This is a genomic window from Micrococcus sp. PSi08, from assembly GCF_054960655.1.
Genome location: NZ_JBHNYP010000021.1, coordinates 37,091 through 52,324, shown reverse-complemented (window position 1 = coordinate 52,324; position 15,234 = coordinate 37,091). Strand labels below are relative to the sequence as shown.

Annotated in this window: 16 protein-coding genes and 1 pseudogene; 8 read left to right on the top strand and 9 right to left on the bottom strand. The window is 72.4% G+C overall.

Annotated elements, in window-relative coordinates; translation table 11 throughout:
* Positions 1-220 precede the first annotated feature (220 nt).
* The gene (locus tag ACFI33_RS08655) at positions 221-1,102 is read right to left on the bottom strand and encodes a manganese catalase (RefSeq protein ID WP_127435462.1); all 882 of its coding nucleotides are present in this window, start codon (positions 1,100-1,102) and stop codon (positions 221-223) included.
* A gap of 1,206 nt (positions 1,103-2,308) precedes the next feature.
* Between ACFI33_RS08655 and ACFI33_RS08650 the strand changes: the two genes are divergently transcribed.
* Complete coding sequence (locus ACFI33_RS08650; protein ID WP_127435463.1) at positions 2,309-3,379, top strand: GNAT family N-acetyltransferase; 1,071 nt, start codon at positions 2,309-2,311, stop codon at positions 3,377-3,379.
* A 24-nt stretch (positions 3,380-3,403) separates the two neighbouring features.
* Here ACFI33_RS08650 and ACFI33_RS08645 read toward each other — a convergent pair whose 3' ends face one another.
* Positions 3,404-4,279: an ArgP/LysG family DNA-binding transcriptional regulator gene (locus ACFI33_RS08645; RefSeq protein WP_462623944.1), complete on the bottom strand. Its 876-nt coding sequence runs from the start codon at positions 4,277-4,279 to the stop codon at positions 3,404-3,406.
* A gap of 71 nt (positions 4,280-4,350) precedes the next feature.
* On the opposite strand from ACFI33_RS08645, the gene lysE reads away from it, so the two are divergent.
* Positions 4,351-4,965 carry an L-lysine exporter gene (gene lysE, locus ACFI33_RS08640; RefSeq protein WP_060973796.1) on the top strand — a complete coding sequence of 205 codons (615 nt, stop codon included), beginning with the start codon at positions 4,351-4,353 and terminating at the stop codon, positions 4,963-4,965.
* A gap of 33 nt (positions 4,966-4,998) precedes the next feature.
* Here the strand turns inward: lysE and ACFI33_RS08635 are convergent, their stop codons facing one another.
* From ACFI33_RS08635 to ACFI33_RS08605, 7 genes are all read right to left on the bottom strand, one after another.
* Positions 4,999-5,586 (bottom strand): PIN domain-containing protein, encoded by a 588-nt coding sequence (locus ACFI33_RS08635; protein ID WP_036314945.1) that lies wholly within the window; start codon positions 5,584-5,586, stop codon positions 4,999-5,001.
* Positions 5,586-6,098: a helix-turn-helix domain-containing protein gene (locus ACFI33_RS08630; RefSeq protein WP_036314943.1), complete on the bottom strand. Its 513-nt coding sequence runs from the start codon at positions 6,096-6,098 to the stop codon at positions 5,586-5,588. The genes ACFI33_RS08635 and ACFI33_RS08630 overlap by 1 nt, the downstream gene beginning before the upstream one ends.
* Positions 6,099-6,173: 75 nt before the next feature.
* The gene (locus ACFI33_RS08625) at positions 6,174-6,515 is read right to left on the bottom strand and encodes a luciferase domain-containing protein (protein WP_036314941.1); all 342 of its coding nucleotides are present in this window, start codon (positions 6,513-6,515) and stop codon (positions 6,174-6,176) included.
* 196 nt (positions 6,516-6,711) lie between these two features.
* On the bottom strand, positions 6,712-7,743 hold the full coding sequence (locus ACFI33_RS08620; RefSeq protein ID WP_127435211.1) for a methionine synthase: 1,032 nt from the start codon (positions 7,741-7,743) through the stop codon (positions 6,712-6,714).
* Positions 7,740-8,786, bottom strand: a complete 1,047-nt coding sequence (locus tag ACFI33_RS08615) for a putative oxygenase MesX (RefSeq protein WP_127435210.1) — start codon at positions 8,784-8,786, stop codon at positions 7,740-7,742. Before ACFI33_RS08615 ends, ACFI33_RS08620 begins: the two co-directional genes overlap by 4 nt.
* The gene (locus tag ACFI33_RS08610; protein ID WP_462623943.1) at positions 8,783-10,093 is read right to left on the bottom strand and encodes a cystathionine gamma-synthase; all 1,311 of its coding nucleotides are present in this window, start codon (positions 10,091-10,093) and stop codon (positions 8,783-8,785) included. Before ACFI33_RS08610 ends, ACFI33_RS08615 begins: the two co-directional genes overlap by 4 nt.
* A 1-nt stretch (position 10,094) precedes the next feature.
* Positions 10,095-11,444, bottom strand: coding sequence for an O-acetylhomoserine aminocarboxypropyltransferase/cysteine synthase family protein (locus tag ACFI33_RS08605; RefSeq protein ID WP_127445795.1), 1,350 nt, complete (start codon positions 11,442-11,444; stop codon positions 10,095-10,097).
* A gap of 295 nt (positions 11,445-11,739) precedes the next feature.
* Here ACFI33_RS08605 and ACFI33_RS08600 point away from each other — a divergent pair, with 295 nt between their 5' ends.
* The 6 genes and pseudogenes from ACFI33_RS08600 (at position 11,740) to ACFI33_RS08575 (ending at position 15,212) form a co-directional block, all read left to right on the top strand.
* Positions 11,740-12,468, top strand: a complete 729-nt coding sequence (locus ACFI33_RS08600; RefSeq protein WP_127445794.1) for a class I SAM-dependent methyltransferase — start codon at positions 11,740-11,742, stop codon at positions 12,466-12,468.
* Positions 12,465-13,790 carry an MFS transporter gene (locus ACFI33_RS08595; protein WP_233569958.1) on the top strand — a complete coding sequence of 442 codons (1,326 nt, stop codon included), beginning with the start codon at positions 12,465-12,467 and terminating at the stop codon, positions 13,788-13,790. Before ACFI33_RS08600 ends, ACFI33_RS08595 begins: the two co-directional genes overlap by 4 nt.
* A 45-nt stretch (positions 13,791-13,835) precedes the next feature.
* Entirely contained in the window at positions 13,836-14,249 is a 414-nt protein-coding gene (locus ACFI33_RS08590; RefSeq protein WP_036339525.1) for a VOC family protein, read from the top strand.
* A gap of 79 nt (positions 14,250-14,328) precedes the next feature.
* Positions 14,329-14,463, top strand: a pseudogene (locus ACFI33_RS08585) (GNAT family N-acetyltransferase); the annotation flags it as partial.
* 286 nt (positions 14,464-14,749) lie between these two features.
* Positions 14,750-14,911 carry a hypothetical protein gene (locus ACFI33_RS08580; protein ID WP_153239435.1) on the top strand — a complete coding sequence of 54 codons (162 nt, stop codon included), beginning with the start codon at positions 14,750-14,752 and terminating at the stop codon, positions 14,909-14,911.
* A 121-nt stretch (positions 14,912-15,032) separates the two neighbouring features.
* A complete protein-coding gene (locus tag ACFI33_RS08575; RefSeq protein ID WP_158184041.1) occupies positions 15,033-15,212 on the top strand; it encodes a hypothetical protein in 180 nt (59 codons plus the stop codon).
* Positions 15,213-15,234: the final 22 nt, after the last annotated feature.

Genomic DNA, 15,234 nt, shown 5'->3' with positions numbered 1-15,234 from the left:
GGCAGGGCGTGTAAAGGGGTATACCCGCGTGGACGTGGGTCAAGAACACTCCGTGCGACCACGCAGCCCTGTCCGAAGCGCCCGCATCCCCTCAAGAATGGCGAGGCACATTCTCGCCACGGCGCTTGCCAGGTAGATGCGGACCCGTACAGGGACAGACGACACGGGCCCGCCTGCCGGAGCAGACGGGCCCGTGCACTCCCTCATCGGGAAGGTCGGGTCACTCGCGGTGCAGCTTGTCCTGCACCGTGCCCGCCAGCTTCTCGAGGCGGTTGGGCACCTCCGTGGTCCCGTAGAAACGGGAGTCCGGGTGGGTGGGCGGGGGCATGGGGACCCCCGCCGGCGGCTCGGCCGAGTAGGAGAACTCGCCCTTGCCGTCCGGGGTGGGGCCTGCAGCCCACGAACCCTGCGCAGTGGCCTGACCGTCAGAGAATTCGTAGTGCGTGTACGAGTGCTCCATGGCCTCCTTCTTCTGCGGGAAGTTGCTCGGCACCGGCATCTCCTCCAGGCCGTCCTCCTGCAGCTCCTTCACAGCCGCCGCCCACTGGTTCTGGTGCATCGTGTCCCGGGCCAGAAGGAAGGAGAGCAGCTCCCGGATGCCCGGGTCATCGGTCATGTGGTAGAGCCGGGCCACCTGGGTGCGGCCCTGCATCTCGGCGTTGAGGTTGGCGGTCATGTCCGCCAACAGGTTGCCGCTGGCGGTGACGTAGGCCGCCGTCCACGGATTCCCCATGCTGTCCACGGGGCGAGCACCGGCACCGGCCACGATGGCCTGCTGCAGATCGGTGCCCCCGATGACGGCGGCCACGGCCGGGTCATCCTGGATGGCGTCGGTGGTGATCCCCACCGGGGCCTTCTCCAGCAGCTGGGCCACCATGGTGGCGAGCATCTCGACGTGACCGAACTCCTCGGCCGCCGTGCTGAAGAGCAGGTCCCGGTACTTGCCCGGAATGTGGGCGTTCCATGCCTGGAAGCTGTACTGCATGGCCACGGTGATCTCACCGTACTGCCCGCCGATCACCTCCTGCAGCTTGCGGGCGTAGACCGCGTCAGGCTTCTCAGGACTGGAGACGTGCTGAAGCTTCTGCTTGTGGATGTACAAAAGAGGACTCCCCCCGATCAAGTCGGATGCGTGAAGGCCCGAGGGGCTCCACGCCGGACAGCATCGACGCTACGCGGGTCTGACCGACCCGTGTAGTGCTGACCCACGCCGGAACTGCATCGGTCACCACCCGCGCCATGGACGCCAGCCCCACTCGGGGGGTGAGCGCTTTCGCCATCCTCCGCCTGCGGATGCGGCGGGTAGGTGACTCTCAGAGGCACGCGGCTTAAACGGTCGTTTGTGGCACGCGCCCCAGATGTCTCCGGCAGTCTCCCCACGTCGCCTGCTAGGCGGTGTGACTTGCGCCGATGAATGTCCGGTATCTCGCACAGATCGCTGTCCGGCATAACCTCAGCTGGAGAAGTTGGGGCGGGTGAGTTGTTGCCCTCCGCCCTGGTGTCGGAACCGCATCATGCCGGATCGTGGGCGCATGAGAGTGACAGTCCGTGGAAACCGCTTGGTGAGCCTAGGGGCTCGAATCACTGTCGACGTCCCTGAGGGTCCGACGCCAGAGGTGCGGATTCACGCGCCGTTCTGCAGGCGAGCGATTCCCGTCTCGGAGATCTCCGACATCACTTCAGCCAGTGATGACGGCATGAACCACGGACTCCTCAACTGGTTCGTCACGGGCCGCGCTTCAGCCCCCGGCGGGGTCCGCATCAACAACGGCGGTCGGGCCCGCGTCACGATCCGGACCCGTGACGGGTCGCTCTTCAACGTCGTAGTGGACGACCACGACCAGGCGAGCCGCCTGGTTGAGGATGTCCGGTCGATCAGAGCACGCTCATCCGGCTAAATCGGTCGTTAGTGACGAGGGGCCCGCCATGCGCCGTGTGCGCCACCTCCGGCCCTGCCCGCCCGCCGCACGGCTCGCCACAACCAACCCGCTAGAGCGGCAGCCGTCCGTACGTTTCGAGCGAGCCCTGGGGTGCGCGGGGGCGCCCACCTGGACACCCAGTGTCACGCCGACCGGATCCCGCCCGATACGCGAAGAGTCCACCGCGCGTCGTGTGGAACCTTGCCTGCATCTCGACAGCAAAGGCCCTTGCCCACCGATCCGCATCGTGACACAGTTCACCCCATGATGCAGCAGCAGTGACCCCGGGGGTCCGACGACCCACCACCGGCCCTCCCCGCGCACCCGTCTCGAGCACGGCTCGACGGGTGCCTCTGCGCCCACCCCTTTCTTCAGAAAGCAGTCACCGCATGCCTGACATCATCGAATTCCCCCTGCCCGCCTCGTCGGACGACCCCCACTGGCGGGCCTACTGCCGCCTCGGAGACGAGTACAACCACGAGCTGATCGGCACGACCGAGTGGGACGAGACCCCCACGGACGCGCTCATCCAGGCCGCCGCCGAGACCGACCACACGCAGCGCCGCTACCTGGCGTACGTCGACGGCGAGGCGGTCGGCTACGCCCGCGTCCTGATCAACCACGTCGACGACCCTGACGCGGCCGCCCTCAACGTCTACGTCCTCCCGCGGCACCGCGGACGCGGCCACGGCCGCGCACTGGCCGAGCGGCTCGTCCTGGACACCGCGGGCCTCACCCGTTTCGAGACCTGGCCGCTGACGCCGCGGCCGGTGGCCGGGCAACGGGCGCTCACCCCGCCCAACGGCGTCGGCGCGGTGCCCGCCGAGCATCCGGGTGTGCGTCTCGCCCAGTCCTACGGCTTCGCGCTCGTCCAGATCGAGCGGGTGAGCCGGTATGACTTCGCCGATCCGGGGATCGACCCCGCCGTCGCCCTGGCCGAGGCCGAACGCGTCTCGTCGGACTACGTGCTCCACGCCTGGGAGGGCGCGGCCGACGCGTCCCTGCAGGACGACCTTGCCGTCCTCAAGGCCCGCATGGCCACGGACGTGCCCTCCGGGGAACGCACCGTGGTGGAGCAGGTGTGGGACGCGGCCCGCGTGCGTCGCATGGACGAGCAGATCCTCACGACCGGGCGCCTCTTCCGCGCGGTGGCGCGGCACCGCGCCACCGGTCGGATCGTTGCCCTGAGCGAGCTGGTGGCGCCCCGCTCGCGCCCGGACGGGCTCATCGACCAGTGGGACACCATCGTGCTGCCCGAGCACCGCGGCCACCGCCTCGGCATGCGCGTGAAGGCGGCGAACCTCATCGCCGTGCGCGACGCGCTGCCCGGGGCCCGCGCGATCATCACGTGGAACGCCGAGGAGAACCGGCACATGCTCGACGTCAACGAGGCGCTGGGCTTCCGGCCCGTGCTGGCCGAGGCGTCCATGGAAGCGCCGGCACCGCTGCGACGTCGCTGACGGCCCGCGACCCGCGGCGCCGCCTCACCCCCGCTCGAGCGTCCGCTGGGCCGCCTCCCGCACCGCCCGCGTGAGCCGCACCAGGCGCGTCACGGGCAGTGTGGCCGCCTGCCAGTACAGGGGCACGAGGACGTCGTCGAGCCCGGGCACGCGGACCAGCCGGCCGGCGCGCACGTCCTCGACGGCCTGGGCGTCCACGAGCATCCCCCACCCCAGGCCGGCCCGGACGGGCCGGTGGAACCCGTCGAACGACGGCGCCAGGTGCGTGGGCGGGGCGACGTCCAGCCCGGCGCCGCTCAGCGCGAGGCGCTGCAGGTCGTCCTTCGCGTTGTAGCGCATCATGGGCATCGCGCCGAGGTCGACGACGTCGCCCGCCGCGTGCCGGGCGAGCAGGGCGGGCGAGGCGAGCGGGACGTAGCGCATGCTCCCCAGCGGCTCCGCCGCACACCCCTGCACCGGCTGCGGCTCCGTGGTGACGGCGGCCAGCACCTCGCCCCGGCGCAGCAGCCGGGCGCTGTGGTCCTGGTCCTCGACGTGCAGGTCCAGGACCGTGTCGTCCCAGTCGGCGGCCTCGGCCAGGACGGGCCCGAACCACGTGCCCAGCACGTCGGCGGGCACGGCCAGGGAGGTGACGCTGCGCCCGGCCGCCGTGCGGCCCAGCCCGGCCCACGCCTCCTGTTCGAGCACCCGCATGTGCCGGGCCACGCGCACCAGGCCGACGCCGGCCTCGGTCGGCTCGCAGGGTGTGCCGCGCCGGAGCAGCACCTGGCCCACCTCCCGCTCCAGGGCGCGGATGCGCTGGCTGACCGCCGAGGCGCTGACGCCGAGCTCGTACGCGGCCGCCTCGAACGAGCCCTCGTCCGCGATCGCACGCAGCGCCTGCAGCTGATCAAGGTTCATGAAGCAGAGCTTAGGCACCTGCAGTTCTCTTCGTTTGGCTCAGGCCCGGCCGGGCCCTAGCGTCCTCACCCATGTGGACCCTCGCCGGCACCGGCCTGCTCACCGGACTCGCCCTCATCGTCGCCATCGGCGCCCAGAACGCCTTCGTGCTCCGCCAGGGCGTGCGCCGGGAGCATGTGGGCGCCGTCGTGCTGGTGTGCATGGCCTCGGACGCCGTGCTGATCCTGGCCGGGACCGCCGGGGTGGGTGCGCTCGTGCAGGCCGTGCCGTGGCTGCTCGAGGTGCTGCGCTGGGGCGGCGCCCTGTACCTGCTCTGGTTCGCGGTCTCCTCCCTGCGTGCCGCGCTGCGCCCGCAGGGGCTCGTGGCCGAGCAGGCGCCGCGGACCGCGGGCTCGGTCGTCGCCACCACGCTCGCACTGACCTGGCTCAACCCGCACGTCTACCTGGACACCGTGGTGCTGCTGGGCAGCCTCGCCAACCAGCACGGTCCCGACGCGCGGTGGGTCTTCGCCGCCGGCGCCGTCGCCGCCTCGGTCCTGTGGTTCACCGCGCTCGGCTACGGCGCGCGCCTGCTGGCCCGGGTGCTCGCCGACCCGAAGGCGTGGCGCGTGGTGGACGTGGTGATCGCGGTGGTCATGGCGGTGCTCGCGGTCCGGCTCATCGCCGGTTCCGGCGTGTGGGGGTGAGCCGACAGACGCCGGTTCTGGCGTCGGGCTGAATCAAGGTCGCTCAACGTCGACCCGCCAGAGCTGGGCTCGTGCGGCCTCCGCGAACAGGGGTGCACCGCACGGCACCAGCCGCTCAAGGACGTCCCTGACGGTCAACGGAGGATTCCGTGTCGCGCCCGCTTGGGCTGCGAGGGCCGTCATCACTCGAGCCGGGTCCAGGTCGAGCTGGTTCATGAAAAACTCATCCGGACTCTGCACCTCGATGTCGAAGGACTCAACGACCTCCCGCGGGAAGTCCTTCAGATTCGCCGTGACGATCAGGTCAGCACGTCCCTGGATCGCGGCGGCGACCACATGCCGATCATCGGGGTCCGGAAGATCAATCCCGGGCACGAGCTGCTCCCACCCCTCGACCCGCGCGTCGTCGAAGGCGGCGTCCATGACCCCGGCACGGTGACGCGCCGCCCCCGACGCACGCATGTCTGGATGCATCGCTTCCAGTGCGCGCACCGTCTCGTCGAGGATCCGCCCGCTCCATACCGGCCGATAGAGGCCCGCCTCGGCCAGATGCAGCAAGGTGTCCGCTTGGGCGATGGGCACGAGGACGCACGCGTCGAGCACCGCGCTGAAGCGCGCCACTACCCGCGCTCACCCCGGAGGTCGGCGCGAGCCTGACGCAACGCCTCGCGGTAGGACTCCGCCTTCTGGTCGTAGAGCCCCGCAGACGAGGCCTCCCCTACGAGGTCGCTCAGCGAGGCACGCCGCTCCCCGCGCTTCCGCTGCTGATAGGACACGACGTCTTGGAGCCGGATGCGTCGGTGCCGACCACCGGTCGTCCTCTCGTACGGCAACGCGCCCTCCTCGAGCAGCCTCACCAGCGTGGGACGACTGATGCCGAGGAAGTTCGCCGCCTCCTGTGTCGTGAGCAGCTGGTCGACGGGTGCCACCGTGATGGCCTTGCCCACCCGCATCGCCTCGACGACGTCCCGCAGGACGTTGAAAGCCTCTGGCGGCAGGGGGACCTTCTGCCCATCAGGGCCGACCAGGGCGGCCGGCTGCGTCAGGCCGTCGAGGAACCTGCCGACGTCGAGCATCTCCTCGAGGTCCGTCGGCGGCAGCACCGTGTGCTTGTCATTCACCGTCGCAGTCATGGAACAAGACTACCCGCGAAAACGAAAAATTCGCAGTTTCCTCTCGCGTCCGCTTCCCCGCTCCGGGGCGCTGCGTCAACCGCGCGCGTAGGCGAGCGACTCCTCGATGATCCCGACGACGACGGCCAGCTCTGCCTCGTCCCGCGGACCGTAGAGCATCCACTCCGTGCCGAAGTCCGCGTAGCCATGCGGTTCGAGCCATCCGAGCTCGGCCAGACGGACGCCGCGCTCGGGCGCCAGGACGAGGTGCACTGACGTGTCGTCCACCCCATGCAGGTGCACCGGCTCCCAGCGCCGGCCTGGTGAGAGGTTGACCTCCGGGGTGCGCTCCTCCGGCCGGCCTGTCAGGTGGAGGGCGCGCGACGTTGCTGGCGAGACGGTGCTGTGGCCCTCCTCGACGCCGTCGAGGGCGAACACCGCAGCGACCAGACGGCCCCACAGCTCCGGCGATGATCGCTGATCAAGCTGTCGGTGGGGCCCCTCGGTCGACGTCGCGGGACGACTGCCCGGCCGGGGATCGTCAGCGGTGAGCCGGACACGGGGGCTCGCATCAGGATCCATGCAGACGATCCTGACGGGGCCCCGCCGGCCAGGCAAGGCCATCAGGCCCCCCTCACTCCCCGCCCAGCTCCTCCCGGAGGATCCGCGCGCCGGCCACGAGCGCGGCGGTCTTGTCCCGCGCCACGGAGCGAGCCAGCGGCGCCATGCCGCAGTTGGTGCTCGCGATCAGCTTGTCCGCGTCCACGAACTCGAGGGTCTCCCGGAGGGTCGCCGCGACCTCCTCGGGCGTCTCGATCTCGTCGCTCGCCACGTCGATCGCGCCGACCATCACCTTCTTGCCGCGCAGCAGGCCGATGAGCTCCGCCGGCACCCGGGAGTGGTGCCGCTCCAGGGCGATCGTGTCGATCGTGGACTCGCGCAGCAGCGGGAACGACGTCTCGTACTGGCGCCACTCCTCCCCGAGCGTGGCCTTCCAGTCGTTGTTCGCCTTGATCCCGTAGCCGTAACAGATGTGCACGGCCGTCTCACACGTCAGGCCCTCGGCCGCACGCTCGAGCGTCGCCACGCCCCAGTCGCGGACGTCGTCGAAGAACACGTTGAACGCGGGCTCGTCGAACTGCACGACGTCGACGCCCACCGCCGCCAGCTCCCGCGCCTCCTCGTTGAGGATGCGCGCGAACTCCCACGCGAGCTTCTCGCGGCTGCCGTAGTGGCGGTCGGCGAGGGTGTCGATCATGGTCATCGGCCCGGGCAGGGTCCACTTGATGGGCCGGTCCGTCCGGGCGCGCAGAGCCTTCGCGTCGTCCACGAACACCGGCGCCGGCCGGCCCACCTCCCCGACGACGGTCGGCACGCTCGCGTCGTACCGGTCGCGGATCCGCACCGTCTCGCGCCGGTCGAAGTCCACACCGCCGAGGTGCTCGATGAACGTGGTGACGAAGTGCTGGCGGGTCTGCTCGCCGTCGCAGACGATGTCGATGCCCGCACGCTCCTGATCGGCCACGGCGAGGGCGAGCGCGTCGAGCTTGCCCTCGCGCAGCTGCTCCCCCTCGAGCTTCCAGGGCGACCAGAGCGTCTCCTCCTCGGCGAGCCAGCCGGGCTTCGGCAGGCTGCCGACGAGGGTGGTGGGGATCAGGGTGGTCATCGGGTCTCCTCGGTGTCTCGTGCGGCGTGGGCGGCGGCCCAGCGCTCCAGCAGGTCGCGGTGCGGGCCCACGAAGTGCGCCTGCGTGTACTCCCCCTGCTCCCGGCCGAGGCGGGCCCGCTCCTCGCGGTCGTAGGCGATCCGGGTCTGCGAGAAGTCGCCGTGGTCCAGACGCGGCCGGTAGACCTCGCCGGCCCCGGCGTTCGCGTTGTAGATCTCCGGCCGGTAGATCCGCTGGAAGGTCTCCATGGTGGCGATCAGCCCGGCCAGGGAGAGGTTCGCGTGGTCGTTGAGCAGGTCTCCCCGCGAGTAGAACGCCAGCGGCGCCACGGCCCCGCGCGGCAGGAAGCACCGGATCCCCAGGCCCATCCGGCCGAAGTAGCGGTCCGTGCGGGAGGGCTCGTCCTGGCGGTACTCGACCCCGAGCACCGGGTGCTCGTTCGTCAGCCGCCGGTAGGTGCGGCTCGTGGACACGCTGATGCAGATCACGGGCGGCTGCGGGAACCGCTCCCGGTACGCCTGCGAGTCGAGCAGGTGCTGGAACAGCCGCCCGTGCAGGTCGCCGAAGCCGTCGGGCTCCTCGGTCCCCGGCGACGTCGCCGCGTGCGCGGGCAGCACCACGGAGAAGTCGTGGTCGCGGACGTAGGAGGAGAAGTTGTTCCCCACACTGCGGCCGAGCACAGCGCCCGTCGCACGCTCGACCACCCGCACGTCGAGCATCTCCATGAGCGGGAAGTCGACATCCGCGCCGTCGTCGGCGGTGAAGTGCACGTCGATCGAGACGATCTCGATCCGTGCCGTGTAGCGGTCCCGCTCCGGGTTGTCCCAGGGGGCGAGGTCGTTGAGGCGCCCGTCGATCATGGCCAGGGCGGCGCGCAGGTTCTCCCGCCGGTCCGCACCGCGGGCGAGGTTCGCGAAGTTCGTGGTGGCGCGCGTGCTGGCGGCGGGCGTGTAGTCCTCGTCGAACGGCGTGGTGTGGATGCTGAACGTCAGGTCGTCCACGCGGGTGGGCGCGGTGCTCGGGACAAGGGTGGCGTGGCTCATCGGGTCCTCTCCGGGGTGCGGGCGTGGGTGGTGCGGTGGTGGGCGGGGGCGGGACGGGGCACCGCGGACGACGACGGCGCCCCGCGGCCGGCGGCGACGCGTGCGGCGCACTCGAGGCCGGCCTCGAGGTCCGCCTGCAGGTCGGCCACGTCCTCGATGCCGACGGAGAGCCGGACCAGGTCCGTGGGGACGGCCAGGGGCGTGCCCCGCACGGAGGCGTGGGTCATCTCGGAGGAGTAGCAGAGCAGCGATTCGACCCCGCCGAGGCTGACCGAGAGCGCGAACAGCTCGGTGGCCTCGGCGAACGCGCGGGCCGCGGCCTCTCCCCCACCCAACCGGATGGAGACGATCCCGCCGAAGCCGTCCATCTGCCGCGCGGCGAGTGCATGGCCCGGGTGGTCGGGCAGCCCGGGGTAGAAGACCTGGGCGACCTCGGGGCGGCCCTGCAGCCAGCCCGCGAGCGCGGCGGCGTTGGCGCCGTGCCGGTCCATGCGCAGGCCGAGCGTCTTGAGGCCGCGGGCGGCGAGGTAGGAGTCCTGCGGGCCGGCGACCGCACCGGCGGCGAACTGCTGGTAGGCCACCGCCTCGGCCAGCGCCCGGCCGCGGAACTCGCGGTCGGCCACCACCACGGCGCCGCCGAGCACGTCCGAGTGCCCGCCGATGTACTTGGTGGTGGAGTGCACCACGACGTCCGCGCCGAGGTCGAGGGGCCGCTGGAGGTAGGGCGAGGCGAACGTGTTGTCCACGACCAGCAGCGCGCCGGCGTCGTGGGCGATCTGCGCCCAGGCGGCCAGGTCCGCGATGCCGAGCAGCGGGTTGGAGGGCGTCTCCACCCACAGCAGCGCGGTGCGGCCGGGACGGACGGCCGCGGCGACCGCCGTCGGGTCGGTGATGTCCACGGGGGTGTTGGACACACCCCACGGCTCGAGGACGGTGGTGATGAGGCGGTGGGTGCCGCCGTAGCCGTCGCCGCCCAGCACGATGTGGTCGCCGGGGCGCAGCACGGCCCGCAGGAGGGCGTCCTCGGCGGCGAGCCCGGAGGCGAACGCGAACGCCCGGTCGCCGTGCTCGAGGGCGGCGAGCTGGGTCTCGAAGCCGTTCCGGGTCGGGTTGGAGCCCCGGCTGTACTCGTGCCCGGCGCGCAGCACGTTGATGCCGTCCTGCACGAAGGTGCTGGTCTGGTAGATCGGCGGCACCACGGCGCCGGTCAGCGGGTCGGGCTCCTGGCCGGTGTGCACGGCGGTGGTGGTGAAGCCGCGGACGGCGGGACGGGACACGGAGCGGGTGGTGTGGTGGACGGCGGTCATCTCAGCGCACCTCCTGGGTGACGGCGGCGGTCTCGGGGACGGCGGGCGTGGCGGCGGGGACGGCCGGCCCGGCGGCGGACACCACGGCCAGGGCGCGGTCCAGGTCCGCGATCAGGTCGTCGGGACACTCCAGCCCGATGGAGAGCCGGACGGTGGTCTCGGCGATCCCGGCGGCCTCGCGCTGCTGCCGCGTCAGGCGACAGTGCGTCATGGTCGCCGGGTGGGAGACGAGGGACCGGGCGTCGCCGACGTTGACCACCAGCTGAAACAGCTCGAGCGCGTCGAGGAACGGGGCCACGGCCTCGGGGCCGCAGGCCAGGTCGAAGGAGAACACCGAGCCGACGCCGTCCGGGAAGTCGCGGGCGGCCAGCGCCGCGCTGGGATGCCCGGCCACACCGGGGTGGTGCACCCGCGCGACCGCGGGGTGCCCGGCCAGGTGTTGGGCCACGGCCAGCGCGGTGGCGGTGTGGCGGGCCACGCGCAGGTCGAGCGTCTCGAGCCCCTGGATGAACTGCGCCGCGCTCGCGGGGGCGAGGGTGGGGCCGAGGTCGTGCAGGAACTTGCTGCGGGCCAGCGTCAGGTAGGCGCCACGGCCGTGCCGCTCGACCAGCGTCTGCCCGCCGTAGCGGGCCTTGGGCCGGGCCAGCTGCGGCCACCGGTCCGGCGCCGCGCCGTAGTCGAACGTGCCGCCGTCCACGATCGCGCCGCCGAGCACCGCGCCGTGCCCGCCGAGGAACTTGGTGGCCGAGTGCACGACGACGTCGGCGCCGTGCTCCAGCGGCCGGTAGAGGGCCGGCGTCGCGAGGGTGCTGTCCACCACCACGGGCACACCGGCCGCGTGGGCGAGGTCCGCGAGCGCCGGCAGGTCCGGGAGGGTGGCGAGCGGGTTGGTGATGGCCTCGAGGAAGAACGCGCGCGTGTCGGGCCGGACCGCGGCGGCCCACGCGGGCGGGTCCGCCGGGTCCGCGAAGGTGACCTCGATGCCGAAGTCCGCGAACGTGTCCGTCAGCAGGTCGACGGTGCCCCCGTAGAGCTGGCTGGAGGCGACCAGGTGCTTGTCGCCCTGCAGCAGCGCCAGCAGGGACAGCGCGACGGCGGCCTGGCCGGTGGCCGTGGCGATCGCGCCGATGCCGCCCTCCAGTGCGGCGAGGCGGTTCTCGAACACCGCGACGGTCGGGTTGCCCGTGCGGCTGTAGGTGAAGCCGGGGGTCTCGAGCCGGAACATCGATGCCGCCGTGGCGTGGTCCGGGAAACGGAACGCCGTGGTCTGGTGGATGGGCGGGACGACCGGCCGGTGGGGTGCGGCGGGCTCGTAGCCGGCGTGGACTTGCTGTGTGGCGTGACGGGGCATCTGCTCTCCTCCATCGGTCCTGGCGGTAGCACCGGGCCTGCCGTTCCCGGGGGTCCGGGTCCGGCGGGCGGGTTGCTGCGGCGTCGTCGAGCCAGATCTCTCGGCCGCTCTGGATGGGTGGTGAGCCCATCCCACGCGGTGGGCCGCCGCGAGTCCAGCGGGCGGCCGGCTCGCGCGTCACATGAGCCGCCACCGCGCCATCCAGGACCGGCCGGAGCCTCTCCGGGGCGCGGCGGGCCGTGGCAGACCCGTGTGACGGACCGGCGTGGAGGGGGGGTGTGTCAGACTCCCGGGCATGACGCAGAGCACACCGGGCGGACCGGCCACGGGCCTGCCCGACTTCCGTCCCTCGGGCAACCAGGGCGTGGACCCGGCGCTGTACGAGATAGAGAACGCGGCCATGGACCGTGAGGGCGCCCTCTGGGCGGCGCTGCAGGAGGCGGCGCCTTGGGCCGGGCGGACGCTGCTCGACCTCGGTGCGGGCACCGGCTTCTGGCTGCCCCGCTACGCCGACGCGGCCGAGACGATCGCCGTCGAGCCGGACGTGCGCCTGCTGGGGGCCGCCCGCGCCCGCCCCGGCGGGGCGCGCGTGCTGTACGGCTCGGCCGAGCAGATCCCGCTGCCGGAGGCGAGCGTCGACGTCGTGCATGCCCGGTTCGCGTACTTCTTCCCGCACCCGCGCTGGGACGTCCGACCCGGCCTGGACGAGGTCACCCGGGTGCTGCGGCCCGGCGGCGCGCTCGTGGTGATCGACAACGACACCGAGCGCGGCCAGTTCGCCGAGCTGCTGCGGGCGAGCACGAACGCGGCGGCGCAGGGCCAGGACACGTACGCGCGCGAGTGGTGGGCCGGCGTCGGGGCCCAGACCCGCGAGGTCATGAGCTCGTGGACCTTCGACTCCCGCGCCGACCTCGAGGCCGTCCTGCGGCTGGAGTTCGAGCGAGGGGTCGCCGACGCGTGGCTCGCCGAGCACCCCGCAACGACGTCGCTGAGCTACGGCTACCTGCTCCACGTGTGGCGGTGAGCACGGACCCGCGTCGTCAGACGCCTGCCCCCCGCACCCCTGACGCTGAGACGCCCCCGCCGCCGGAAGGACGGGCGCGGTGGCTGGTCGCCTCCAACGCCCTCGACGCGGGTGGCCGGTCCGCCACGGACGTCGCCCTGGACGTCCTGGCGGTGCTCCTGCTCGGCGTGGGCGCCGACGGCATGGGCGTGCTGATGACGCTCTCCGGGTTGGGATTCCTCCTGCTCGGCGTGCCCATCGGCATCGTGGTGGACCGGCACCTCAGCCCGCGGCTGCTCGCGGCCACCGGCCTCGCCAAGGCGGCGGTGCTCGGCTCGCTCGTCGTGGCGTGGGCGTTCGACGCGCTCACGTTCGGTCACCTCGCCGCCGTCATGGCCCTGCTGGGCGTGCTCACGGTGCTGGCCGAGACCACCCAGACCGCGCTCGTGCCGCGCGTCGTGCCGGCCACCGCCGTCGCCCGCCTGACGGCGCGGCTCGAGTCCGCCGACGCCGCCCTCGTGTTGATCGTGCCCGCCGCGGCGGGCGTCCTCGTCGGGTCGCTGGGCGCGGGACCCGTGCTCGGCATCGCGACGGCGTTCCTCTTCGCGGCGGCGATCGTCGCGCTCCGGGTACGGCTGCGGCCCTCCGCCGCGGTGGACATTCCGGACGACGACGGGGACCCCGGCGTCGCGGACGTCCTGTCCCGCTGGGCCCGGTTCGGGAAGGACGCCGCGGAGGGGTGGACGGTGCTGCGGCGCACCCCGGTCCTGTGGCTGCTGACGATGGGGTCGGTGGCCGCCAACGTGGGCATGGCCCTCTTCGCCCCGGTCGAGGCGGTCTGGATCCTGACCGACCTGCGGCTCGGGCCGGAGTTCCTGGGCGTCCAGATCACCGCCGGTGCGGTCGGGGCACTGGCGGCCTCGTCCCTGGCGGGCCGGGCCATCGACCGCCTGGGCGAGCGCCGGTGCATCCTCCTCGGCTCGGTCGGCTGCGCCGTGGCCGTGGGGCTGCACCTGCTGGCCTACGCCGACCGCGCTCATGCCGGGCCGTGGCTGCTGGCCGGCGCCGCCCTCTGGGGGTTCATGGTCCTGCTCGGGAACATCACCCAGGCCGCCGTGACCGCCCGCGCCTGCCCCGAGGGCACACTCGGGCGGGTCACCGCGATGCGCCGCACCCTCACCCGGGGCTCCGTGCCGCTGGCGACCCTCGCGGGAGGTGCGCTCGGGGCGACGCTCGGGGTCGGCTGGGCGCTCGCGGGGTGGCAGGTCCTGGCGGTGGTCTCGCTGGCCGCCGTCGTGCCGGCCGCGCGGTGGGTGGATGCGGGGCGCGACGACGTCGACTGAGGCCGAGACGCTGACGCGGACGCCGAGGTCGCTTAATGTGTGGCCATGGTCAGCCGCCCCGTGCTCCAGCAGCCGGTCGTCGACGCCGCCGACATCCGTTCCGTCGCGGAGTTCTACCGCGAGCTCCTCGGCCTCCACTACCGCGCGGGCGACGAGCTCGCGGACGGCCGCGAGCCGGACAGCGCGGACTGGCTCGTGCTGCTGGACGACGACGGCCGCCGCGTCCTGACATTCCAGCGCACCGAGGAACTGAAGCCCAGCACGTGGCCGTCACCCGAGGTGCCGATGCAGCTGCACCTGGATTTCACCGTGCCGGACCGCGAGTCCCTCGACGCGGCCCACGACCACGCGCTGCGCCTGGGCGGGCGTCTCGTCCTGGACCGCTCCGACGACGAGGACGAGCCCCTGTACGTGTTCGCGGACCCGGCCGGCCACCCCTTCTGCGTCTTCGTGGGGTGAGCGCGGCAGACCGCGGGGGCGGTTTCACGCACATGTCGAAGACAAGAAGCCGGTTCGGTGCCGTCGGTAAGGTCGTCGGGTGATCCCGCAACCCACCGATCGACTCACGTTCCGGTGCATGACCGACGCTGACCTCGACGACATGTGCAGGCTCCTCGGAGACGCGGAGGTCATGCGCTACTACCCGCGAGCCAAGTCGCGCAACGAGGTGCAGCGGTGGACCCGACCCGGACGCGGCCGATCCGATGGGCCCGATGCCCCACGACCCCTCCTGGGCCGGCGGCGGGGACGACTCCCTGCTCCAGCGCGCCGCCGAGACCGCCCGCGACCTGCTGCCCGGCAAGGACTGACCCGGGGGCCTCCGGCAGGAGGGCCAGGGGTGGGCGTGTCGGCCTGACCCTTGGTTGACTTGCGACGACGTCGGCCCACCCCACCCCGGGCGCCGTCGGACAGGGGGCGCTCACCCGGCGCCCCTCCCACCACGCCTGAGGAGGGCACCCATGGCTGATCAGCAGATCCCCGAGACGAAGAACTCCGACGCCCCCGGCGACCAGGACCAGGCCGCGCAGCAGGCGCCCGCCGAGGTCGACGGCCTCGCGGCCAAGGCCGAGCAGTCCGAGAAGGAGACCGAGGAGAACGACGAGGGCGGCTACGGCCACTGACCGACCACCTCGTCCCACCGACGACGCCCCGGGTGCCGCGCGCATCCGGGGCGTCGTCGCGCCCGGGGGGGCGTCAAGGTCGGCATCCGATGCCCCATCCCCTTGCACCCACCGGCAGTCGATGACTGAGTGTCACTCAGAGATATATCCCTCAATGATTCTCGGGGAGTGGCGGGACCCCGATGATCCGCATCTCCACACCACGTTGAAGAAGCTCAGGGATGCCGGGTTCATCGAGGAGTTCGACGGCGACGACGCCCGACGCGTCCATCGCCTCACCCCCGGGGACGCGGCGTCCTGATGAGCGACATCGAGCGCCGGCG